The 23,655-nt window shown below is 41.9% G+C and carries 19 protein-coding genes and 2 pseudogenes; 10 read left to right on the top strand and 11 right to left on the bottom strand.

Annotation, left to right across the window (positions count from 1 at the left end; translation table 11 throughout):
- The first annotated feature begins 10 nt into the window (after positions 1–10).
- Positions 11–1,894, top strand: a complete 1,884-nt coding sequence (locus tag AC0OMA_RS20460; protein ID WP_474222399.1) for a UvrD-helicase domain-containing protein — start codon at positions 11–13, stop codon at positions 1,892–1,894.
- A gap of 1,182 nt (positions 1,895–3,076) precedes the next feature.
- Here the strand turns inward: AC0OMA_RS20460 and fbp are convergent.
- Positions 3,077–5,002, bottom strand: coding sequence for a fructose-1,6-bisphosphatase (fbp, locus tag AC0OMA_RS20455; protein WP_474222398.1), 1,926 nt, complete (start codon positions 5,000–5,002; stop codon positions 3,077–3,079).
- 481 nt (positions 5,003–5,483) lie between these two features.
- Between fbp and AC0OMA_RS20450 the strand changes: the two genes are divergently transcribed.
- Both AC0OMA_RS20450 and AC0OMA_RS20445 read left to right on the top strand, forming a co-directional pair.
- Entirely contained in the window at positions 5,484–6,113 is a 630-nt protein-coding gene (locus tag AC0OMA_RS20450; RefSeq protein WP_069486659.1) for an ATP-binding cassette domain-containing protein, read from the top strand.
- 20 nt (positions 6,114–6,133) lie between these two features.
- On the top strand, positions 6,134–6,856 hold the full coding sequence (locus tag AC0OMA_RS20445) for a peptide ABC transporter permease (RefSeq protein WP_014478516.1): 723 nt from the start codon (positions 6,134–6,136) through the stop codon (positions 6,854–6,856).
- Between the two features lie 130 nt (positions 6,857–6,986).
- Here AC0OMA_RS20445 and AC0OMA_RS20440 read toward each other — a convergent pair whose 3' ends face one another.
- Both AC0OMA_RS20440 and AC0OMA_RS20435 read right to left on the bottom strand, forming a co-directional pair.
- Entirely contained in the window at positions 6,987–7,145 is a 159-nt protein-coding gene (locus AC0OMA_RS20440; protein WP_047183476.1) for a hypothetical protein, read from the bottom strand.
- A 28-nt stretch (positions 7,146–7,173) separates the two neighbouring features.
- Entirely contained in the window at positions 7,174–7,884 is a 711-nt protein-coding gene (locus tag AC0OMA_RS20435; RefSeq protein ID WP_474222397.1) for a GntR family transcriptional regulator, read from the bottom strand.
- Positions 7,885–8,041: 157 nt separating this feature from the next.
- Here AC0OMA_RS20435 and AC0OMA_RS20430 point away from each other — a divergent pair.
- The 4 genes and pseudogenes from AC0OMA_RS20430 to AC0OMA_RS20415 all read left to right on the top strand — a co-directional run.
- Positions 8,042–8,203 (top strand): annotated as a pseudogene (locus AC0OMA_RS20430) (PTS transporter subunit EIIB); the annotation flags it as partial.
- Between the two features lie 19 nt (positions 8,204–8,222).
- Positions 8,223–8,518 (top strand): annotated as a pseudogene (locus tag AC0OMA_RS20425) (PTS glucose transporter subunit IIA).
- A 13-nt stretch (positions 8,519–8,531) separates the two neighbouring features.
- A complete protein-coding gene (gene bglA / locus AC0OMA_RS20420) occupies positions 8,532–9,971 on the top strand; it encodes a 6-phospho-beta-glucosidase BglA (RefSeq protein ID WP_474222396.1) in 1,440 nt (479 codons plus the stop codon).
- A 289-nt stretch (positions 9,972–10,260) separates the two neighbouring features.
- A complete protein-coding gene (locus tag AC0OMA_RS20415) occupies positions 10,261–11,613 on the top strand; it encodes a polysaccharide pyruvyl transferase family protein (protein ID WP_251217839.1) in 1,353 nt (450 codons plus the stop codon).
- A 109-nt stretch (positions 11,614–11,722) separates the two neighbouring features.
- Here AC0OMA_RS20415 and ahpF read toward each other — a convergent pair whose 3' ends face one another.
- From ahpF to gntR, 6 genes are all read right to left on the bottom strand, one after another.
- On the bottom strand, positions 11,723–13,252 hold the full coding sequence (ahpF, locus tag AC0OMA_RS20410) for an alkyl hydroperoxide reductase subunit F (protein ID WP_003243077.1): 1,530 nt from the start codon (positions 13,250–13,252) through the stop codon (positions 11,723–11,725).
- A gap of 13 nt (positions 13,253–13,265) precedes the next feature.
- Positions 13,266–13,829 (bottom strand): alkyl hydroperoxide reductase subunit C, encoded by a 564-nt coding sequence (gene ahpC, locus AC0OMA_RS20405; RefSeq protein WP_015483942.1) that lies wholly within the window; start codon positions 13,827–13,829, stop codon positions 13,266–13,268.
- A 476-nt stretch (positions 13,830–14,305) separates the two neighbouring features.
- On the bottom strand, positions 14,306–15,712 hold the full coding sequence (gnd, locus tag AC0OMA_RS20400; protein WP_014478511.1) for a decarboxylating NADP(+)-dependent phosphogluconate dehydrogenase: 1,407 nt from the start codon (positions 15,710–15,712) through the stop codon (positions 14,306–14,308).
- 22 nt (positions 15,713–15,734) lie between these two features.
- Positions 15,735–17,081 carry a gluconate permease GntP gene (gntP, locus tag AC0OMA_RS20395; protein ID WP_003243139.1) on the bottom strand — a complete coding sequence of 449 codons (1,347 nt, stop codon included), beginning with the start codon at positions 17,079–17,081 and terminating at the stop codon, positions 15,735–15,737.
- 28 nt (positions 17,082–17,109) lie between these two features.
- The gene (gene gntK, locus AC0OMA_RS20390; protein ID WP_474222395.1) at positions 17,110–18,651 is read right to left on the bottom strand and encodes a gluconokinase; all 1,542 of its coding nucleotides are present in this window, start codon (positions 18,649–18,651) and stop codon (positions 17,110–17,112) included.
- The gene (gene gntR, locus AC0OMA_RS20385) at positions 18,644–19,375 is read right to left on the bottom strand and encodes a gluconate operon transcriptional repressor GntR (protein ID WP_003243132.1); all 732 of its coding nucleotides are present in this window, start codon (positions 19,373–19,375) and stop codon (positions 18,644–18,646) included. Before gntR ends, gntK begins: the two co-directional genes overlap by 8 nt.
- Before the next feature lie 195 nt (positions 19,376–19,570).
- Here gntR and AC0OMA_RS20380 point away from each other — a divergent pair, with 195 nt between their 5' ends.
- The gene (locus tag AC0OMA_RS20380) at positions 19,571–20,719 is read left to right on the top strand and encodes a glycerate kinase (protein WP_474222394.1); all 1,149 of its coding nucleotides are present in this window, start codon (positions 19,571–19,573) and stop codon (positions 20,717–20,719) included.
- Between the two features lie 92 nt (positions 20,720–20,811).
- A complete protein-coding gene (locus tag AC0OMA_RS20375; RefSeq protein WP_474222393.1) occupies positions 20,812–21,843 on the top strand; it encodes a polysaccharide pyruvyl transferase family protein in 1,032 nt (343 codons plus the stop codon).
- Positions 21,844–21,882: 39 nt separating this feature from the next.
- Here the strand turns inward: AC0OMA_RS20375 and AC0OMA_RS20370 are convergent, their stop codons facing one another.
- Together AC0OMA_RS20370 and AC0OMA_RS20365 are read right to left on the bottom strand one after the other, a co-directional pair.
- Complete coding sequence (locus tag AC0OMA_RS20370) at positions 21,883–22,575, bottom strand: LrgB family protein (RefSeq protein WP_014478506.1); 693 nt, start codon at positions 22,573–22,575, stop codon at positions 21,883–21,885.
- Complete coding sequence (locus tag AC0OMA_RS20365; RefSeq protein ID WP_009968420.1) at positions 22,545–22,949, bottom strand: CidA/LrgA family holin-like protein; 405 nt, start codon at positions 22,947–22,949, stop codon at positions 22,545–22,547. Before AC0OMA_RS20365 ends, AC0OMA_RS20370 begins: the two co-directional genes overlap by 31 nt.
- A 226-nt stretch (positions 22,950–23,175) precedes the next feature.
- On the opposite strand from AC0OMA_RS20365, the gene AC0OMA_RS20360 reads away from it, so the two are divergent.
- Positions 23,176–23,607, top strand: coding sequence for a MarR family winged helix-turn-helix transcriptional regulator (locus AC0OMA_RS20360; protein WP_003243994.1), 432 nt, complete (start codon positions 23,176–23,178; stop codon positions 23,605–23,607).
- The last annotated feature ends 48 nt before the right edge of the window (positions 23,608–23,655 follow it).

The raw sequence follows: 23,655 nt of genomic DNA, 5'->3' as shown, positions 1-23,655 counted from the left end.
CGCTTCATCAATGATTGTAAGTCATAAGATAAAATATCCACTGGATAATATACTTTGTATTACTTATACGAAGAGAGCTGCAGAAGAGCTTAAAAAGGGATTAAATGAAGAAGGGATTCACATAAGTACAATTCATTCATTTTTACATAAATTTTTAAGGATTTATTTTTGTAAGAATGAAATAATACATCTATATATTGAGATATTTGGGGATTCAATCAGAGAGAGTATCGAGAACAAGGAAGAGAAAGAACATGTATCAGCTAGAAACAAGGAGTATATCGATAAGTATGGTTGTTTATCAATAGAAGCGATAAAAGCTAATATAAGTACTATTTATTATAATGAATCTTCAAACAATCATCTTTACAAGGGAGGTTTGTCTCACGATAGTTTGATCTTATTTGCAGAAAAGGTATTCGAAAAGTTTCCGAAGATTAAGAAGAGATTAACTCAAAAGTATCAATTGATTTTTATAGATGAGTACCAAGACTCTGCTTCCAGTGTATTAAAAATGTTTTATAAAGCAGGACTAAATACTAGCTCAAAACTCTATTTTCTTGGCGACAAGATGCAACAAATATATAAAAACTATGATGGATCGTTTGAAGAAGAATTAAAAACTCTAAATACTGATATTAAATTAGATACTAATCACCGGTCAATACCAGATATCGTTTCTATATTAAATAATATATATAATGATAAGGAATTTAAACAAATCTCATCTGACAGAAACCGTGTTAATAAACCAGACCATCCACCAAGAGTAGTAGTGTGTGATAACATACAAAAAAGGCTAAAAAGGGAACATTTAATTTATCCGAATGCTTTGTTGTTATTTTTATTAAATCAACAAAGATTCGATTCGATAGGCGCAGGAGAATTGTACAGACAATTTAATAGGTTGGATAGATATTCACAAGTAAACCAATTAAATGCTATTGACGTCTTATCTGATAATACTAATGAAAATAAAGATCCTCTTTTAAAGTTGCTTTTTATAGTAGAAAAAGTTCTAAGTTATTATAAGAATTTTAATCTTGGCAGTATAATTCAAACCTTCAAAGCAAATCAAAAGATATTTGATACTAAAATTGGTACAATTACTAGACATCAGGATAAAGTTAATTTAAACAATCTATTAAAAAAAATATATGATTTTTATCAGAAAGCAAGCTCAATAAATGAATTTTTAACTTTATTAAGAGGATCTAAAGTTATTAAAGAGAGCTATATAGATAATATAGCTGATGAATATATTGGAGTGTTAGCAGTTACATTAAACGATTTCAAAGCACTTTCAAATTATTTGAAGGATCCGAAGGTTTCAACGCAGCACGGTGTAAAAGGAGAGAGTCATAATACTGTTTTCTTCATTGCAGAGGATTCTTTTAGAACACCAGTGGTTCATATGTATAAATTCTTAAAACTGTGGTCTATTACAGAACTATCGTTAGATTCTCTAGAATCCTTTTATTATGATTATAAAAAGTGGATTGAAGATACAATCGCCCATTTAGAATGTAAAATATCAGATTTGAATAAAGAAAGGTATGACACACATGCAACTTATCTAAAAACGAGAGTGGGAAAATTATGCAAACATTTCGAGGATAATTGGATATTTAAAGATCTGTGTGAAGATCTTTATAATAAATACCTTCTAAAACCTAATGTTACAAACATTAAAAAATGTTTTAAAGAAAGTACGGTGTACGGAGTTCTGTCTGCGTATAGACTTTTTTATGTTGGTTGCTCAAGAGCAAAAAGCAATTTAACTATTTTTATTGATAAGTCTAAGGTAAAAGACTTTTCTGAGGATCTGATTTTTAAGTTGAAGAGAACGGGATTTAGTGTTGAAGTTGAAGCTAAAGAATTGCTGAAATTGTGAGTAAAAGATCAAGAAAAATTAACTAGAGTATCAAGTAATTTAATATTAAATAAGGTTTTAATCCAAAAATTCGTTAATAAGAAGAGTATTACAACTTTTTCAGGAGTTATAAATTTGAAGTTAATTCACCAAGCGGTATGCTATCAGCATTTATCTGCATGGGCAAAATGCTAGTAAAGTACAAAGGATTATAAGAAAATTTTCTAAATCTCTAAGGAAGTTATTTATCAAGAGAGATTCGCCAAAATTTATTAAATACTGGTTTTGTTACTCGCAGGTGTTTCTGACATTATCTCTAATTTTTATATTTCAACAATTTAATAAGATTTTTTAAGGATCGCTAGTATTATATCTTGAATAAGAGTGCACTAACGGAATAAATTATACTAACAAGTTTAATCTTACATGTTACCGACAATTCTACCTTCAATATCATAAAAGACCAAGAATTTATTCTTGGTCCTTTTCACCCGGAATCGCTTCTTCGATCCTCCACAACCTCATCCATAGCAAAAGTTGTATCATCTAAATAATTGATGTATTTAAAATCAATGCGTGTACAACCAAATGAGACCGCTCACAATTACATGAGATTTTCTGGAAATCAAACGACATCCTATTAGTCAGAAGAAAAATCTATATAGCTTCGCAAACCCAGCCTCCAACCCAAATATTCCGCCCCGGATGTTTTAATGAAAGAGAGAGTGGAAAACATTTTCGGTGTTTATTACGTTACCATGTGTTAGTTGTAATAGAATTTTTCAAAGCGCAGGGTTTGGCCGTGTTGTGTAGGGACCGGTTTGACAAAATAGTCGTCAGGGTTCGGTTTTCTGTTGATTATGTTGTGGTCTTTTATCAAAGGAATTATAATAGTAAATAAATGCACACATAAAACCAGGATAAAAAACTTATTTTCCCATTATTGTTCATAAAATATTATTTTTGTTTTTCTTTGACCATTTAATAAAGAGAAAGAAGATAGATGAATACGATAAAGTGATTCATTGGTTTCTTAAAGATGCTCATCTCTAGTGAATATTTGTATTGGTTTTATTTACTTACTTATGAATGAGCAGATAACCAGACTTGTTAACGATTTTAAAAAGGTGTAGGGTTAAATGATATACTGAATAACCATAAAAAAGAGCCCAGAGAAAGTCAGCTCTGAACCCCCCACATCCCTCACTTCATATACCGATACTCCCGCAAACTCTCCAAAATAGCAACTTCCTGCAACAACTCCTCACCAACATTCGTTTCCTTCACTTTCTTCCGCTCAAGTTCCTTATCCACTAATCGTTTCACCGTTAAGACGTCGGTTCCGGTGCTTAGGACTTCTGCCTTGGAGTTGAAGTGTTTATGGGCGACGAGCTGCATGCCGTAGGAGTTGTATAGCAGCGTGTAGCCGGCGATGCCTGTTGTGGATTGGTAGGCTTTGGAGAAGCCGCCGTCGATGACGATCATTTTTCCGTTTGCTTTGATTGGGTCTTCTCCTTCGATTTCTTTTACGGGTGTATGGCCGTTAATGATATGGCCATGATCTGGATTGAGGCCGAATTCTGCCAGGATGTTTCGGCAGGTTGCCTCGTCTTCGCGTAAATAGTAATACGGGTTTTTCTTTTCTTTATGTGTTTCCTTTTCTTTAATGAAATATCGCTCAAATGTCGTCATGGCGCGTTTTCCGAAGAGGGAGGAGTATTCGCCTGTCCATAAATACCAAGCCATATCTGTCGCCAGGTCATCGGTTTCTTCCGGATGGGCAAAGGCTTCTCGCAAGAACCGTTCAAATACATCGAGCAGCTCACGGCCCGCATACGGTTTATCCTCAATCATCATCGTTTCCATATTGCCGTTTTCATCAACTGGAATACAGCCATGGATTAACAGGTTGCCGTTATATTTTAAATAAAGACTGCCTTTTTTCATCATAAAATTCATATGGCGGCCCAGCTTTTCGGAATGCTGGACAGAGAATAGCAGCTTGTCTATGACTTCTGCTTCTTCTTCTAATAGCTGGTCTGGCTGTTCCGGATTAATTGTCGCAAAGCAGGTGTTTTCCAGTTGATATGTTTTTCCGTTTAGCGTGATTTCGTTTTTGTCATAATCTATTTTCTCTAATAACAGCCGTTCCTCCATATTAAAGTTCGGCCGTCTCTTGATAATCGGGCTCTCAAGCTTGAATTGGATCATGGCAATCGCTTGATGGATTTTTGTGATTTGCTTAATCTCATCCTCTGGCCTGTTGTCGTCTGCTTTTGGACGGAACGCTGGATTATCATCATAATATTTTTCGGCCAGGTTTAGCAGCGGTCTCAGGTTGATGCCGTACACGTCTTCAATAATATCCAGGTTGTCGTAGCGGGCACAGATGCGGATAATATTGGCCAGGCACACTTTGGAACCGGAATAGGCGCCGATCCAAAGGACATCGTGATTTCCCCACTGAATATCGACAGAATGATAGTTGATCAGTTCTTCCATAATTCTATCCGGCTGCGGTCCGCGGTCGTAAATATCGCCGACAACATGCAGATGGTCGACCACCAGCCGCTGAACGCTGTAAGCAAGGCCGGTGATCAGCTTATCGGCTTGGCCAAGCTCAATGATCTGATCAATGATTTCAGAGTAATATTGCTCCTTGTTGCCAGCTTGTTCTGTTTTGTATAACAGCTCCTCCGTAATATAAGCAAACTGGGCAGGCAGTGCTTTGCGCAGTTTGGAGCGGGTATACTTGGAGGAGCAATAAGAAACGAGCTTAATCATTCGATTTATCGTTTCTTTATACCACTCGTTTAATGCCGGTTTCGCATCAAAGTCATGTTTGATTAACTTCAGTTTGTCTTCCGGATAATAGACCAATGCTGCTAATTGATCGATTTCTCTATCGTAAATGACACCGCTGAAGATGTCGCGTATCTTCTCTTTGACTCGTCCTGAACCATTACGCAGCACGTGCTGGAATGCCTGATACTCTCCGTGCAGATCACTGACAAAATGCTCGGTGCCTTTTGGCAGGTTCAGTATTGCTTTTAAATTAATGATTTCCGTTACCACTTTTTCTTCACAATCGTATTTTTGTGCGAGTAGATCTAGGTACTTGCTTTCCAAAACCGTCCATCCCCTTTTTAGAATAAACCCCTATTTATGAGCATGTGCATGATAAGGTGAATTTAAAAGTATGACATTATTTTTAAACATTGGACCTTTATATGATAGTACCGCATAACTGCTTTTATAGACAATTGAAACGAGTGAAAGATTAAGGCAGCTAGAGCTGAAAAACCTTTCAGCATAATCTACGGAGGAGGTTATTTAGTCAAGGGCTTAGGCTAAAAGGTTCAGTATCCTCCTTATTGTTGTTATCAATATGCATTGATATGGTATTGACGATCCATTTATTTAGCTTGTTTGTCAGTTATCTTGTAAGGAATTGCCTTGAGGAAACTGCCGTTGTTGTACATTGAGTGTTATATATTGTAAACTAGAGTAAAAGATATCCAGATTAATCATCGAAAAACATTTCTTACAGTTCCAAACCGGAAACGAAAGAGGTGCCTCGAAAATACAAATATTTCCTAGGAGTATGTATATGAATATAGCAAATTACACTTTAAAAGTGAAAGGCAAAACGTTACTTCAGGACACCGACTTGCATTTTTCGAGCGGGAAAATTAATCACGTTGTCGGAAAAAATGGAGTCGGTAAATCACAGCTTGCTAAAGACTTTTTGTTGAATAATAGCAAAAGAATCGGCAGAGATATTCGTCAAAATGTTTCTTTAATATCCAGCTCGTCGAATATACCTAATGATGTTTCTAAGGACTTTTTATTACACTTTTTGAGTAAAAAATTTGATGCAGAAATGATAGATAAAATCGCACATTTACTTAATCTGGATAATATTGATGGAAAAGTTCTGATCAAAAATTTGAGTGATGGACAAAAGCAAAAATTAAAATTGCTCAGTTTCTTATTAGAGGATAAAAATATTATTGTTTTAGATGAAATAACGAATTCATTAGACAAAAAAACGGTTATAGAGATTCATGGCTTCTTAAACAAGTATATTCAGGAGAACCCCGAGAAGATTATCATCAACATTACACATGATTTGTCTGATTTAAAGGTGATAGAAGGGGATTATTATATATTTAATCACCAAGAAATTCAACAATATCATTCAGTGGATAAATTAATTGAAGTGTATATAAATGAGTAATAAAACAGTGGGGGCTTGAGATGAAATTAGAGTTTAAAAAGAGTATTAGCAACAAAGTTATCATTATTTTAGGAGCAATGTTTGTATTTTTATTTTTGCTGGGTTATTTTTTACTTGTTGGAATTGATAAAGTCAGCAATGTTACACCTGAAATGTTTTTCTTTAGCTCCTATACTGTTGCGACCCAGTTTGGTTTGATGTTATTTTCATTTGTTATAGCTTTCTTTATTAATAGAGAGTATTCAAACAAAAATATTCTCTTTTACAAGTTAATTGGAGAGAACATCTATACTTTCTTTTATAAAAAGATAGCTGTTTTATTTTTAGAATGTTTTGCATTTATAACGCTAGGCCTGCTAATCATATCGTTGATGTACCATGATTTTTCGCATTTTGCATTATTACTTTTTTTATTTTCTGCAGTTATACTGCAGTATATTCTAATTATCGGAACTATAAGCATGTTATGTCCTAATATATTAATTAGTATAGGTGTCAGTATCGTTTATTGGATGACTTCTGTTATCTTAGTAGCTATAAGCAATAAAACGTTTGGTTTCATTGCTCCTTTTGAGGCAGGTAACACTATGTATCCCCGAATAGAAAGAGTGCTGCAATCTGATAACATGACACTTGGGAGTAATGATGTTTTATTTATTATTTTGTATTTAGTTTCAATCATTATCATAAATGCGATTATCCTTCGCTTTTCTAAAACTAGATGGATCAAAATGGGCATTTAATAGAGGAAGCTACTTCACTGTGAAGTAGCTTTTTATGTGCACCTATATATCATTAACATCAAGATTAATGCATGTGACTGGCTGAGATTGTTAATGGAAGGATGTTTTTCTGTTTGCATCGCCCAAACTATTATTGTTTTTCGTTCACCATCTTGATAAAGAGGAAAAAGATAATGAATACGATAAAGTAGTTCATTGGATTCTTAACGATGCTCATCTCTAGTGAAATCTGTAAGAGTATCCAGAGCGCAAAGATGGCTAGAATTGCAGGGATAATGATTTTGTACATGTCGACCACCTTCCGTAGTGAAGCAGCCCTATAATAAAAAACTATTAGCCTGTACGACAAACTGCGACTGCTCATAATTATACGAAATCTTCGAGTAATCAAACGGCTGCCCATTTGTCAGGTGAAAAATACTTTCTATATACAGCTTCGGCAGTCCAGCCTCTAATCCCAAATATTCCGCTTCCTCCTCATTAAGCTGGTCCACGTGCAGAAACAAATCAGAAAAACCAATCTTCAACCCCAGTCCTTCCCGGATGTAATGGAAGATGGAGTGGGAGACGATTTCGTTGTTTAAATACGTCACGATCGATTTGTTGTAGTAAGACTCTTCGTAGCAAAGGGTCTGCCCGTTGATGTAGCGGACCCTTTTGACATAGTAGATGTCCTCGTCCATTCCAATGTTCAGGTTTTCCGCCGCTTCAGGTGTTGGCTTTCTCACGTCTAGTTCGATGACTTTTGAGGTGACGTTGAAATCCTCGAGGTCTTTTTTAAATCCCTGATTCGACAGAAGGCTGATATAGCCTTTTCGTTTATGTTTTCTGACGAAAATGCCGCTTCCTCTGACTTGAAAGATCGCGCCTTTTTGCTCTAATAGCTCGAGGGACTTTGTGATGGTGCTTTTGCTGACTTCAAAGTGGGCCATGAGGGTTTCTAGGACTGGCAGTTTGTCTCCCTGCTGAAGCTGGTGTTCTTCTATATATGTTTCAATTTCCGCTGCGATTTGCTGGTATTTTAACATACGCATTCCTCATTTATTCGTTTAGTTTCACTTGTCAAAATTATAGCATAAACTGCTTACAATGATAGTTAGTGCGTAAATATTTTGTTTCGGCATTGATAAATTATACCGGTACAATTATAATGAAAGCGCAACTAAAACAAAGGGGTGGGTGAAAATGTCGGGGAAAGTGAGAGATTATACGAGACTAGCAAAAGACATTTTAGAGGCCGTAGGCGGGGAAGAGAATGTGATTGGGGCTTCTCGCTGCGCTACCAGACTTCGATTGGTGCTGAAGCGGTCTACCCCTAAAGCGAAGGATATCGTCAAATCGATGCCACCATCCCGGCGTTATTACGATGGTCATGGTGGCGCCTACAAAGCTGCGTTCAGCGTCCGGCGTCGAATTGCTTGCGCACATCGGGCTGGATAGAGTGACATTAAACGGCACGCCTTTTTCCTTGAAGGTAAAAGAAGGCGTGCCGTCAAAAAAGGTGAAGTGCTTGTTGAGTTTGATAAAGCTTTCATTGAAGAGAAAGGGTTAACAACGATTACCCCTGTCATCATCACGAATTCACATGCGTACCAGGAAATTCTGATTGAAGAGATTGAAGAAAGTGCATTGCATCAAAAAATATTTACAGTCGTAAGCTGAGGAGGAATTAAACATGGGAAACATGCCAAAGGATTTTTTATGGGGCGGTGCTTTAGCTGCCCACCAATTTGAAGGCGGATGGAATCAAGGCGGTAAAGGGCCGAGTGTCGTCGATGTGATGACAGCGGGTGCGCACGGCGTACCGAGAAAAATCACTGACACGATTGAAGAAAACGAATTTTATCCAAACCATGAAGCCATTGATTTTTATCACAGATACAAGGAAGATATCGCTTTGTTTGCGGAAATGGGATTAAAATGTCTGCGGACGTCCATCGGCTGGAGCCGGATTTTTCCGAAAGGCGATGAGACTGAACCGAACGAAGCGGGTTTGCAGTTTTATGATGATGTGTTTGATGAATTGCTGAAGCATGGGATCGAGCCAGTCATTACGCTGTCTCACTTTGAAATGCCGCTGCACCTGGCAAGAGAATATGGCGGCTTCAGAAACCGGAAAGTCATGGACTTCTTCGTCAACTTTGCAGAGGCCTGCTTTACCCGTTACAAAGAGAAAGTGAAGTACTGGATGACATTTAACGAGATCAACAACCAAATGGATGTGAATAATCCGTTGTTCCTATGGACGAATTCAGGTGTTGTGGTCGAAGAAAATGAAAACGCCAAGGAGGTCATGTATCAAACGGCGCACCATGAATTAGTGGCGAGCGCATTAGCAGTGGCAAAAGGAAAAGACATCAATCCAGAGTTCAAAATCGGGGCTATGGTATCACACGTGCCGATTTATCCTTTCTCCTCCAATCCTGAAGATGTGATGCTGGCTGAAGAAGAAATGAGGCAGCGCTATTTCTTCCCTGATGTACAGGTTCGCGGTTATTATCCAAGCTACGCGTTGAAGGAATTTGAACGCGAAGGCTACAACATCACATTCGAAGAAGGCGATGATGAGATTTTAAGAAACGGAACCGTTGATTACTTAGGCTTCAGCTATTACATGTCAACAACTGTGAAAAGCGATGTGAAAAATGATAACACTGGCGATATTGTAAATGGCGGCTTGCCGAATGGTGTCGAAAATCCGTACATCACTTCGAGTGACTGGGGATGGGCGATTGATCCAACCGGGCTGAGATATACATTAAATCGTTTTTATGACCGATACCAAATCCCGTTATTCATCGTTGAAAATGGCTTTGGCGCAGTGGATACGCTGGAGGAGGACGGAAAGGTTCATGATCTGGAACGCATTCAATATTTAAAATCGCATATTGAAGCATTGGAAAAAGCGGTCACGTACGACGGTGTTGATTTAATTGGCTACACGCCGTGGGGCATTATTGATATTGTCTCCTTTACAACTGGCGAAATGAAAAAACGCTACGGCATGATCTATGTTGATCGTGACAATGAAGGAAACGGATCCATGAAACGATATAAGAAAGACTCCTTTGAGTGGTACAAAAATGTCATTCAAACGAATGGCGAGGAACTATAAGAAGCTGGCCCGAATCGAGCACATTTACCGTAGTGCCTGGTTCGGGTTTTTGGCATGACCAGACCCGATATCCAGTAATGGGAATAGATTACTAGCGCTGATTGTTATGTTATGATTTCACCTGTAAGATCCTTTTTTGTATAATTTAATATTAGAACGGAAGAAAGGGAGAGCGTTTGTGAGTAAAAAGGGATGAAAGCGGGTGTCCGGCTGAAGATTTTAAGATCATGATAGAGTTCCCTAAGCAAATCTCCTGACAAAAATTTGGCGAGGAAGGGGCAACATCACATTGAAAAACATTTTAATAAGAGCTGGCATATCACCATTTGATACATTTAATGCAGCTGAAATGATTGTTCGTAACTCCATTGGCGGCAATGTAGGAAACCTAGTATATGCCTACAGTGTGTTTCGCACGCTGATGACAGAAGGAACGACGATTACTCCTGATTATTATCGGATTAATCCAGCGGATGCTGAACAAATTAATAAAAATTATGATATGTATATTATTCCGCTGGCAGATGCATTCCGCGAGGATTTCGTGCCTTCTTTACGGAAATATACCCAATTAATTAAGAAACTAACCATTCCGGTTGTTGTGATTGGTGTTGGTTTGCGGGCTCCGTTTGAGCCAAAATTAAATGAAGGTTTTCCTTTTGATGAGGATGTAAAGGCGTTTGTAAGTGCTGTGCTGGAGAGATCAAATATGATCGGTGTCCGCGGTGAAATTACAGCGAAATACCTTTCCAGATTAGGCTTCCGTGAAGGCATTGACCATACGGTGATTGGGTGTCCTTCTATGTATGCGTTTGGCAGAGAACTGAAGATAAGAGAAACCAATATCACACCAGAATCAATGGTGACGGTTAACTCATCAAGGCTGTCTCCAAAGCATGTGCTGGACTTCATTACGAGAAGCATGAAAGAGTTCCCGAATCATTACTTTATCCCGCAATGGCGAAAAGAAATGATTCTGACGTATGCGGGTGCGCCTGCGCTAGCGAAGCCTGCTGATAATTATCCGGTCAGCATGGAAGACCCGGCTTATCAGAATGATAGAGTCCGATTCTTTTTAAATGTGCCGACTTGGCTGGATTTCCTGAGAAAAGCCGATTTGAGCTTTGGCGCAAGGCTGCATGGAAATATCGCAGCGACGATTGCCGGTACACCGAGCCTGTTGCTTCCGAAAGATGCCAGAATGCGTGAATTAGCTGAGTACCATCAATTAACGCATGTCATGGCAAATGAGATAACCGATCAGACAAAACTGTCAGAATTAATTGAAACACTTGATTTTCATCAGCCTGAGAAACGGCAAGCGCAAAACTTTGACCATTTCATCAGCTTCTTGAATCAAAATGAATTAGACCATATTTATAAAGAGAAAGCGATTCCTGATACCGTTCCTTTTGACGAAAAACTATCTAACACGAAGCTTCTTCCGCCTGTGACTACAGTTAGCGGCTGCAGTTCCACAGAAACAGCGAAACGCTGGGAAGCGCTGATGGCATTAGAAAATGCCAAAAAGGAAAAAACCATTAAAGATCTGAAAAAAAAGGTCAAAAAGTATCAGGGCACGTTAAATAGAAAATCAGTGCGTATCGCTTTAAAAACAGCAAATATGCTGAGTGTGAAGTGACCATTCACTAACATTACAACTATATTACAGTTGTATAAAACTTGCAATATTTTTGGAATAAAAAAGAAAGCCGCAATGCTGCCAATCTGGCAATTGCGGCTTTCTTATATTAGTTACGGATTAGGTAATCAAACGCGCCGAGGGCGGCAGTTGCACCTGATCCCATAGAAATAATAATTTGGTTGTACGCACTGTCTGTGCAGTCGCCGGCAGCAAATAAGCCTGGTACGCTTGTTGCGCCGTGTTTGTCGACAATGATTTCGCCCATGCGGTTGCGTTCAACCGTTCCTTCTAACCATTCTGTGTTTGGCACGAGACCGATTTGGACGAATACACCTTGAAGTTCAACGTGTTTTTCTTCGCCTGTTTCGCGGTCTACGTATGTGATGCCGTTAACACTCTGATCACCTGTGATTTCTTTTGTTTGTGCGTTTTTCACGACAGTAACGTTAGGCAGGCTGTAGAGACGTTTTTGCAGGACTTCGTCTGCTTTCAGTTCCGGCGCGAATTCTAGTACAGTAACGTGATTGACAATACCTGCAAGATCAATCGCTGCTTCGATACCAGAGTTTCCGCCGCCGATTACCGCAACGTCTTTGCCTTCAAACAATGGCCCATCACAGTGCGGGCAGTATGCGACACCTTTGTTTTTGAACTCTTGTTCACCAGGTACGTTGACATTGCGCCAGCGTGCACCTGTTGAAAGGATCACTGTTTTACTTTTCAGGACAGCGCCGTTTTCGAGTTCAAGTTCGAACAGATCTTTTTTCTCAAGGCGTTTCGCACGCTGAAGGTTCATGACATCAATATCATATTCCTTCACATGCTCTTCAAGACTTGCCGCTAGCTTCGGTCCTTCCGTCGCTTTGACGCTGATGAAGTTTTCGATGCTCATGGTGTCGAGCACCTGTCCGCCGAAGCGCTCAGCCACAACACCAGTGCGGATGCCTTTACGTGCAGTGTAGATCGCTGCACTTGCACCAGCAGGTCCGCCTCCGACAACAAGAACGTCAAACGGTTCTTTGTCAGCAAACTCAGATGCATCTGTGCCGCTGCCCATTTTCGCAAGAATTTCTTCAAGCGTCATACGGCCGCTTCCGAAGGATTCGCCATTCAAGTAAACGGTCGGCACTGCCATGATGTTTTTGCTTTCAACTTCTGCTTTGTATGCTGCACCGTCAATCATCGTGTGCGTAATGTTCGGGTTCAGCACGCTCATCATGTTTAAAGCCTGTACAACATCAGGACAGTTGTGGCAAGTCAGGCTGATATAAGATTCGAAGTGGTATTCACCACTGATCTTCTTCACCTGATCAATGACTTTTTGGTCTACTTTAGGCGGTCTGCCGCTCACTTGGAGCAGCGCCAACACTAATGATGTGAATTCGTGGCCCAGAGGGATACCGGCGAAAGTCACGCCAGTGTCTTCTCCGACACGATTGACACTGAAGCTTGGCGTTCTGTTTAATTCAGCTTTTTCAACTGAAATTTTCGATGACATGGAAGCCAGCTCATCAACGAGAGCCAGCATGTCCTTAGAAGTGTCATCTTCGCCTGCGCTAACTTTGAGAACAATATCATTCTCAATTAGCTGCATATATTGATTTAATTGTGCTTTGATGTTTGCATCAAGTACCAATTGAATGCACTCCTTAGATTTTACCTACTAGATCAAGGCTAGGTGTAAGAGTTTCGCCGCCTTCTTCCCATTTAGCCGGGCAAACTTCACCTGGGTTTTGACGAACGTATTGAGCTGCTTTTACTTTGTTTACAAGGTTGCTTGCGTCACGGCCGATACCGCCTGCATTGATTTCTACAGTTTGGATGACGCCGTCTGGATCGATGATGAATGTTCCGCGGTCAGCAAGACCAGTTTCTTCGTCAAGAACATCGAAGTTGCGAGAGATTGTTTGAGATGGGTCACCGATCATTGCGTAAGTGATTTTGCCGATTTTTTCAGAGCTGTCATGCCAGCCTTTGTGTACGAAGTGAGTATCTGTAGAAACAGAGTATACTTCAACACCTAATTCTTTAAGAGCAGCATATTGTTCTTGAAGATCTTCAAGCTCAGTTGGGCATACGAAAGAGAAATCTGCTGGGTAGAAGCAGAATACGCTCCATTGGCCTTTCAAATCTTCGTTTGTTACATCGATGAATTCACCGTTTTTGAATGCTTTTGCTTCGAATGGAAGTACTTCTTTACCGATTAAAGACATAATGTATATTCCTCCTAAAAATGTATTAGAAAGCATATTCGCTTTCAATAATAATTCTAATTATATATGAATTATTAATTAATATATATTTTTTGTCAAGCGATAACCTACTTTTTTTCAACTTGTTTAAGGTATGACAGGTAGGATTTAGGTATTTCTTTTATAACAGATGAGATGATTGATATGGGTTGATTCTCAATTAGACAAGGTTTTCAGGGACTTTTGTAAATCAGAATGACAGGCCGTTTTGGCATTTGAACATTTTATGACACCATGGGAAAGGGCAAAGAACAATGGCCAAAAGCAGAATAGAACGGAATAGCAGGCATGCTGTCACATGATCATCTTGGGGATTGTTTCTAGCTAATATTGTATCACTGTTTATGATATTTAAAACATAACTTATGTCTTCTGTTGTTTGGGATAGAAGAAAAAAACACGGTTCAGTTGAAACTGACCGTGTTTTTGATGATAGGTTATTCAGACCAATTCGTATGGAAAACGCCGTCCATATCAGTCCGTTCGTACGTGTGAGCGCCAAAGTAATCGCGCTGCGCCTGCAAGAGGTTCGCATTGGAACGCCCTGTGCGGTAGCCGTCGTAATAAGAGAGCGCGGTAGTTAAGCATGGGAAAGAGATTCCGGTGCTGATACCCTCGCAAACGACTTTTCGCAGGCCTGTTTGATAGGCATGGAGCTTATCTGTGAAATAAGGCGCGATCAGCAGGTTAGCCAGATTTGGCTGCTCACTGAATGCTTCGCTGATCACGTTTAGGAAATCAGCGCGGATGATGCAGCCGCCTCGGAAAATCAAGGCAATGTCTTTGAGCGGCAGATTCCAGCCGTAAAGCTCAGATGACATCTTATATTGGGCAAAGCCTTGTGCATAGGCGCATACTTTCCCCATGTAAAGAGCCTGTCTGACGTATTCAATCCAGGTGTCTTTATCCAAGTGTTTTTCTTCGGCTTCCGGGCCTGCTAATACGTCTTGAGCTGCCATCCGTTCTTCTTTTAAGGATGACAAGTAGCGGGCGAACAAGGACTCTGTGATGATCGTGGACGGGATGCCGTTATCAATCGCCTGCATGCTCGTCCATTTCCCAGTGCCTTTTTGTCCAGTTTTATCAAGGATGACATCGATCAGAGGCTGCCCTGTTTTTTCGTCTTTTTTGCGTAAAATCTCAGCTGTAATCTCTATTAAATAGCTTTTCAGCTCACCTTGATTCCATGTTTCAAAAATAGATGCAATTTCATCTAGCGGCAGACGAAGCGTTTCTCTTAGAAACGTATACGCTTCTGCAATCAGCTGCATGTCGGCATACTCAATGCCGTTGTGCACCATTTTTGTAAAGTGCCCTGCCCCTTTTGGTCCGATATAGACACAGCAAGGGTCATCTCCGACTTGGGCTGCGATTTTCGTCAGGATAGGAGCGGCTTTCTCATAGACGTCGCGATCTCCGCCCGGCATGATGGAAGGCCCTGTTAATGCGCCGACTTCACCGCCGGAAATGCCGACTCCCAGGTAGCCGATCCCTTTTTCCTTCAGCTCGTCATATCTTCTTTCTGTGTCTTCATAGTGGGAGTTTCCTCCGTCCATGATGACGTCACCTTCTTCAAGCAAAGGCTTTAATGATTGGATGACGGAATCTACGGGTTTTCCCGCTGTGACCATCAAAAAGATTTTTCTTGGTTTTTCTAACGATTGAACAAAGTCCTCAAGCTCGTAATACGGGCTGAGAGATTGTCCATCCAGCTTTTGGACAAGCTGGTCCGTTAAATCTCTGGTGTAATTATAGACAGCGACGTTTTCACCTTTATTTGCCATGTTTAAGGCGATGTTGCTTCCCATTACGCCTAAGCCTATGACACCAATCGTATTGAACATGTGTTACAGCTCCTTCTTAATTTCATACAACTAAACTTAACAATAAAATGAATCCCAGTCCAGCAACGGAAATAATGGTTTCCAGCAAAGTCCATGTGGCAAATGTTTCTTTCATGCTTAATCCGAAGTATTCCTTGAACATCCAGAAGCCGGCGTCATTGACGTGTGAAGCGATGACACTTCCGGCGCCTGTTGCGAGCACGACTAACGCCAGGTTAACATCAGAATGGCCCAATAACGGGATGACCAGACCTGTTGTGCTTAGTGCGGCAACAGTCGCTGATCCTAGAGAAATGCGCAGGATCGCCGCGATGAGCCATGCCAGAATGATTGGTGATAATGCCGTTCCTTTGAATAAGTCTGCTACGTAATCGCCGACACCGCCGTTGATCAGCACTTGTTTGAAGGCGCCGCCTCCTCCGATGATCAAAAGCATCATGCCGATTTGTGAAATGGCAGTTGAACAAGAATCCATCACGGTTTTGACTGGAATGTTGCGCTTGATGCCCATTGTATAGACTGCGACCAATAACGAAATAATCATAGCAGTCGATGCGTTTCCAATCAATCTGATAAAAGCTAAAACTCCGTTATCTGCAAACCCGATTGTTTCTTGAAGCAGGTCGATAATGGTCGCGACCGACATGATGATAATCGGGAGCATTGCGGTAAAGACACTGATTCCAAAGCCAGGTGTTTCTTCAAGGTTAAACGTTTTTTGTGTGCCGAGTGATGCAATATTGCCGTTTTTCGCAAATGATGCAGGAACGATTTTTTTCGCGAACTTTGTAAATAACGGCCCTGCGATGAGCACTGTCGGAACAGCAACGATAAAGCCGTACAGCAGCACTTCTCCAATGTTTGCGCCATACTCACCGGCGATCGCCGTAGGTCCCGGGTGCGGCGGCAGGAAACCGTGTGTGACGGATAGTGCCGCGACCATCGGGATTCCGAGAAATAAAATAGAAATCTTCAATTCTCTTGAAATCGCAAAGACAATCGGAATTAATAGAACCAGTCCTACTTCAAAAAATAACGCAATCCCAATAATGAATGAGGCAATGACAACGGCCCATTGAATATTTTTCTCACCGAATTTGTTGACGAGCGTCATCGCAATGCGCTGTGCGCCTCCTGAATCCGCGATCAGCTTGCCCAGCATCGCACCGAGTCCGAAGATGAGCGCGATGTGGCCAAGAGTCCCCCCTATTCCTGCTTCGATGGAGCTGACAACTTTATCGAACGGCATCCCGAGTGCCAGTGCCACGCCGAACGATACGACCAGCAGGGAAATAAATGTGTTTAATTTTAAGCCCATAATCAGAAATAGTAATGCTAAGATCCCAAGTGCAACGATGATTAACGGCATGGTAATGCCCTCCCCTTCATGTCATGTACTATTTGTGTGTGATTAAGCCCCTCTGATAATCTGCAATTTGTGTATATTGATTTTCTAATAATCTTGATAGATTGATGAAAATCGGCATTAATGTTCTGTATTCCTTGGCTGAGTCTTCGATCGGCGTATGTCTGTATGTGCTGCCGATCATGTCGGACACGGCGTCGAAAGAGTCAATTTTTCCTGTTGCATACAGGCCTAAAATGCAGGCGCCGAGACATGAGCTTTCGTAGCTTTCCGGAACGACAACCTCTGATTCGAAGATATCCGACATCATTTGGCGCCAAACCTCTGACCTTGCAAATCCCCCTGTCGCTTGGATGCGGGTTACCGGGCCATCCATGCATTCAGTTAACGCCAAGAACACAGTGTACAGGTTGTAAATGACGCCTTCCAATGCCGCGCGTATCATATGCTCTTTCTTATGCGACATGGTCAGACCGAAAAATGAGCCGCGTACATCCGGATTCCACAACGGAGCGCGTTCTCCGGCGAGATATGGGTGGAACAGCAGACCGTCAGAACCGGGTCTGACGCGTTGGGCAATTTTCGTCAGCACGTCATATGGATCAATGCCCAGCCGTGTCGCTGTTTCGATTTCGGAGGAGGCAAACTCGTCTCTGATCCAGCGAAGGACGATGCCCCCATTGTTCACAGGTCCCCCAATAACCCAATGCTTGTCCGTCAAGGCATAGCAAAAAATTCTCCCTTTTTCATCGGTTTGCGGCTTGTCAATAATCGTCCGGATGGCACCGCTTGTACCGATGGTGACGGCGATTTCTCCCTTTTTAATGGCGTTGACGCCGAGGTTGGACAGCACGCCGTCGCTGGCGCCGATGACAAAAGGCGTTTCCGGATCGATTCCCATCTGGATCGCAATTTCCGGGCTGCAGTGCTGAAAGATCTCGGTTGTCGGCACGAGTTTGGATAAGTGATCCGGCGTGATGCCTGCGATGCGCAGTGCCTCTTCGTCCCAATCCAAGCCCTTCAGGTTCATCATGCCTGTCGCTGATGCTAATGAGTAATCGATGACATACTCATTGAACAGCTGTTTAAAAATGTATTCTTTGATGCCGATATATTTTTTTGCCTTGGAAGCGATTTCTTTCCGTTCATTCGTGATCCAGGCAATTTTACTTAACGGTGCCATCGGATGAATTGGTGTTCCCGTCCGTTTGTACACCTCATGTCCGTTCAATTCCTCTTTGATCTTATGCGCCCAGCCTTCACTTCGGTTGTCGGCCCATGTGATGCACGGCGTCAGCGGCTTGTCATTTTTGTCGATTGCAATGACGCTGTGCATGGCGCTGCTGAACGAAATGAAAGAGATCCGTTTTTCGGGATGCTGTTTTGTAATTCTCGCTGTTGTATGGATGACTGCCTGAAAAATTTCTTCCGGATTTTGTTCAGCTGTTGAGATGTCCGGTGTATAGAGCGGGTAGCCGATGCTTTCTTTCTGTACCACATCCCCGTTTTCACTGAACAGCACAGCTTTTGTGCTTGTCGTGCCGATATCGATTCCTAACATATAACTAGTCATTGTTGTATTCAGCTCCTTTTGCCAGCATTTGTTGTGAGAGCCATAGGTCTTCTACCTTATCCTGCACATCATCAAAGTTTTGGTGAAGAGACTGAATCATCAGCGCCCTATCCTTTGTTTTGATGGCTTGAATATAAAGCTCGTGGTTATCTAAAATCCTTGTGAAGTCTTCATACTTTTCCTTTAACCGTACCCGCATGGATAAAAGAATAAAGCTTTCCATGACGGGTTTTAGATTGTTCCAGATCATCTGAATGTATGAATGATCAATCGCTCGGATAATGGTTTCATGGAACAGCACATCTTGAAATGAAAATTCGTCAGCGTCCTCATATTTGATTGAGACTTTCATCATTTCAAGAATTTTGCTGAGATCCTTAACTAAAGGCTCAATGTCTATTTTGACAAGCCGCTCAAAGACAAATGTTTCTAATAGTAAACGCACATCATAAATTTCCGCGATTTTCTTCTCAGTTAAACCAATTACGACCGCTCCCATTCGTTCTAAGCGGATGATTTTTTCGGATGCGAGTATTTTTAGCGCTTCGCGAACCGGCGAACGGCTTACTGAAAACTCGGCGGCAATTGTATTTTCTGATAAAATGGTACCGCTTTCAATCAGGCCTGAAACGATCCGCATTCTCAGCTCGTATGCGACACGAACCCCGGTTGACGCTTTTGAGAGCCATTTTGCGGGATACAACAGGTCTTTGGAGTCTAGCATACACTCACCTTCCTCACTCAAGGAGTATACTTGTATACAAGTATGATAACGTGAATATTTCTTTTATGCAAACACTTTCATTTCTAATTTTTAATTAAATTTTTACCATATTGCATGGTATGTATTTCCAGATCAAGTATGGTACATTGGAGATCAATAGGTTAAGTGAATCATGTTTTGAAAGAGGCGATTTGGATGAAAATCATCATTGCACCTGATTCTTTTAAGGAAAGCTTATCAGCTCTGGAGGCAGCCGAAGCGATAGAAAGAGGTTTCAAATCGGTCTTTCCGGGTGCTGATTACAGAAAATTGCCGGTGGCGGACGGCGGCGAGGGAACCGTTCAATCTCTGGTCGATGCGACCAACGGAAGGATCATAGAGCAAGTTGTCACAGGGCCGCTGGGGGAACCGGTGAGAGCTTTCTTTGGCATGATGGGAGATGGGAGAACAGCTGTGATTGAAATGGCTGCTGCTTCAGGGCTGCATCTGGTGCCTATTCATAAGCGAAATCCGCTCATCACTACAACAAGGGGAACGGGAGAATTAATCGGAGCGGCTCTTGATGCAGGAGCGGAGCGTTTGATTATCGGAATCGGCGGAAGCGCCACGAACGACGGGGGAGCCGGGATGATTCAGGCATTGGGCGGAAGGCTTCTTGATAACTCAGGCCGCGAGATTGGCCCAGGGGGCGGCGCGTTATCTCAGCTTGCATCAATAGATGTTAGCGGGCTTGATTCCAGATTGCGGAATGTCAAACTGGAAGTTGCCTGTGACGTGGACAATCCGTTAACAGGACCAAAGGGTGCTACGGCTGTTTTCGGGCCGCAAAAAGGCGCGACGGCCGACATGCTGGATGTACTAGACCAGAACGTAAGCCATTTCGCTGATATGGCAGAAAAAGAGCTCGGATCAACCTTCCGAGATACAGAGGGCGCCGGTGCAGCGGGCGGTCTTGGATGGAGCCTGCTGACTTATCTTCAGGCTGACCTGAAAAGAGGCATTGATATTGTCCTTAATGCGATTGATTTTGAAAGTATCGTTCAGGATGCAGATCTTGTGATTACCGGCGAGGGACGGATCGACAGCCAAACGGTTCATGGAAAAACGCCGATCGGCGTAGCCAAGGCGGCTAAATCATACGATGTGCCCGTCATCGGTATTGCGGGATCAGTATCACGAGACAGTGATGCCGTCTATCAACACGGGATCGATGCGCTTTTCAGCATCGTCCCCGGAGCCGTGCCGCTAGAAGATGCGTTTGAACATGCCGCGGAATATATGGAAAGAACGGCGCGGGACATTGCAGCGTCTATCAAATTGGCGAAAACGATGTTTCTGATATAGCCGATGCACATGCCAATGCATAGCCATCCTTCTTTTTGGGTAGAGACAGTTAACACACAATGAGGAATTCATCCCAGAAGGAGGACGCAGATATGACTGTACAAGAAATCAAAGGCAAAAAACTAGTAAAAGGCATTGCGCCAAATGTGGAGCCGGAAGCTCTGTTAAATGATAAACGAAAAGTATTTTTGTTTGGTTCCCCTAGTTACACAAACATTGGCGACCAAGCGATTGCGTATGCGGAAGAGAAATTTATCAAAAATCATTTTCCGTATTATGAATACATTGAGATTATGGATTATGCGACGGATGAGGGCATTGAACTGGTGAAGGAGATCATTCGTGAAGACGATATTGTCTGCTTTACAGGCGGAGGGAATTTAGAAAACCTTTATCTCGATATTGAGGAAGACAGAAGAAAGGTCTTTTCGGCGTTTAAAGATTACAAATCAATTTCTCTGCCACAATCCGTTTATTTTGAGGATACAGAGGAAGGACAGAAGGAAAAGAAAAAAACACAGGATGCGTACCATCAAAATACAAATTTAACGATTGCTGCGCGTGAGACGCAAACACTGGATGTTGTGAAAGAGACCTTCAACTCCAATGTGATCTTTACACCGGACATGGTGCTTTCCTTGGATATTGTGCCGCGAGAGCTCGAGCGGGACGGCGTTCTCTTTATTTTAAGAGCGGATAAGGAGAAAGTGACTGACGAAGATTTTATGTCACAGATGAAGAAATGGGCAGAAAAAACAACTTGCACAGAGCGTACCGATACGGTGCTGGATACGGTCGACACCATCGACTACGCCGACCGTGAAAAGCATTTTATGGAGATGCTGGACCGCATCGGCTCCAGTAAATTGGTGATTACCGACCGCCTTCACGCGATGATTTTCTCGATTATCACCAAAACACCTTGCCTTGTCTTTGGAAACAGCTATGGCAAAGCCAAACATTCATATCGGGATTGGCTTGAAAGCTTAAACTTCATTGAGTATACGGATAAGAATGATGTTGAGGAGCTGGAGCGTATGATTGACCGCCTGCTTCAAGCAGAACCGAATGACGTTGATTTATCTAAGGACTTTCAGCCGCTGGTTGATTTTTTTGCTTCTTAAACGAAAAAGACTGCCCTCACCCGGGGCAGTCTTTCTTTGTTAAATATGAAACAGCCAGACGACGAGCGGGCCGAAGAATGAGCCGAGCACCGCACAAAGCGTCATGGAGACGGAACTCATGGAGACGGCCAGTTCTCCATATTCCAATGCTTTGGAGGTACCCAGTGCGTGGGAGGCGCTGCCTAATGCAATGCCTTGTCCAAGGGAACTGCGTATGCGAAGCCATTTTAGGAAAAGCGGCCCGAGGATGACGCCTGAAAAGCCCGCAATCATGACAAATACGACTGTCATGGAAGGGACGCCGCCAAGACCGGCGGCGATCTGAATAGCGACAGGGGTTGTGATCGACTTTGGCAGAATGGATAATAAGAGATCATGATCAATCCCGAATGCTTCTGCGAAGATCAGCCCGCTGATCATTCCCATGCATAATCCGACCAGGACGCCGCCTAAAATAGGAACACAATGTTTGACAATGATATGCCATTGTTTATAAAGCGGATAGGCCAGTGCCACGACAGCCGGCCCAAGCAAAGAATTGATCCATTTCCCCCCGATCATATAGCCTTCATAGGAAACATGAAACATCATCAAAACCGCTACAATCAAAATGGTCGTTGTCAGAACAGGGATAAGAAATGGAAGCGGGAATCGCTTATAGAGTTTGACCATCGCTAAATAAGCGGCAACTGTTAAAAGAATTATAATGATCGCGATACATGCTTGCTGCATTTCTCTTTCTCCTCCCGTTTTTTTGCTTTTTTCTCTAATAGCTGGCTGGCGAATCCAGCCGCAATGATCGTGACGATGGTGCTGAGAACGACTGTAATCAGCAGCATCAGCCCATTGAATGAAATAAGAGACGGGTAGTTTATCACTCCTGTCATTGCCGGGATGAACAACAATGGTAGGAAGGATAATAAAAACCCTGCTCCGTCTTCAATGATGGAGACGGGAACAATACGGAGGCCCAAGCAGATCAGAAGCAATACCAATCCAACGATGCTTCCTGACACGGGTAAATGAAACAGATGCTGAATGGCTTCCCCGATCATAAAAAATACATATAATATCAACACTTGCAAGATAATTCGTATGACTTTCACATCAAGTGCTGCTCTCCGATCAGAACAGCTTCCTCCTTTCTGGTGCTTGCTTCTAGGATGGTTCTGAGGAATCGCTTTACTTTCTTTTTATATGATTGTACTATACAAGTATAATGATTGATTTAGTCATATAACGACTTGTATTTATTCAGTTAATGTACATTTGTATTATACAAGTATATATGGTGTTGTCAATGCCGGAGATTGGAATAGGGAGCGAGAGCGATTGCAAAATCAAAATCCAGTTGAATTAATTGAATATGAGCTGACGACTTTTATCAGGAGAGCTGTTTATCTGGATCAATCAGAGAAAAGAACAGGGAATTTGGAGAGATCTTCGTACTTATTACTGAGACAATTGGATGAGTTTGGGCCTGCTCGTGTTAAGGAATTGGCAGAATCGTTTAAGCTTGATATTTCTACTCTTTCAAGACAAGCAGCTGCATTAGAGGCAAAGGAGCTCATCTATCGCTTCTCAGACCCATCTGATGGGAGAGTCAGCCTGTTTACCATTACAAAACTCGGCAAACAACTATTAAAAGCCGATCAGCAAAAGCGCCTTGAACGTTATGAACAGATGCTGAAAGAATGGTCAACACAGGAAAAAGAGATGTTCGGCGAGCTGCTGCAGCGTATGAACAAGGCTTTTATCGATTAACAGCTAAAAACCCATGGTTCCGCTGGAACAGCATGGGTTTTTCTTATG

The organism is Bacillus sp. AMCV2, assembly GCF_056033925.1.
This window is presented reverse-complemented; position numbering and strand designations above follow the sequence as displayed.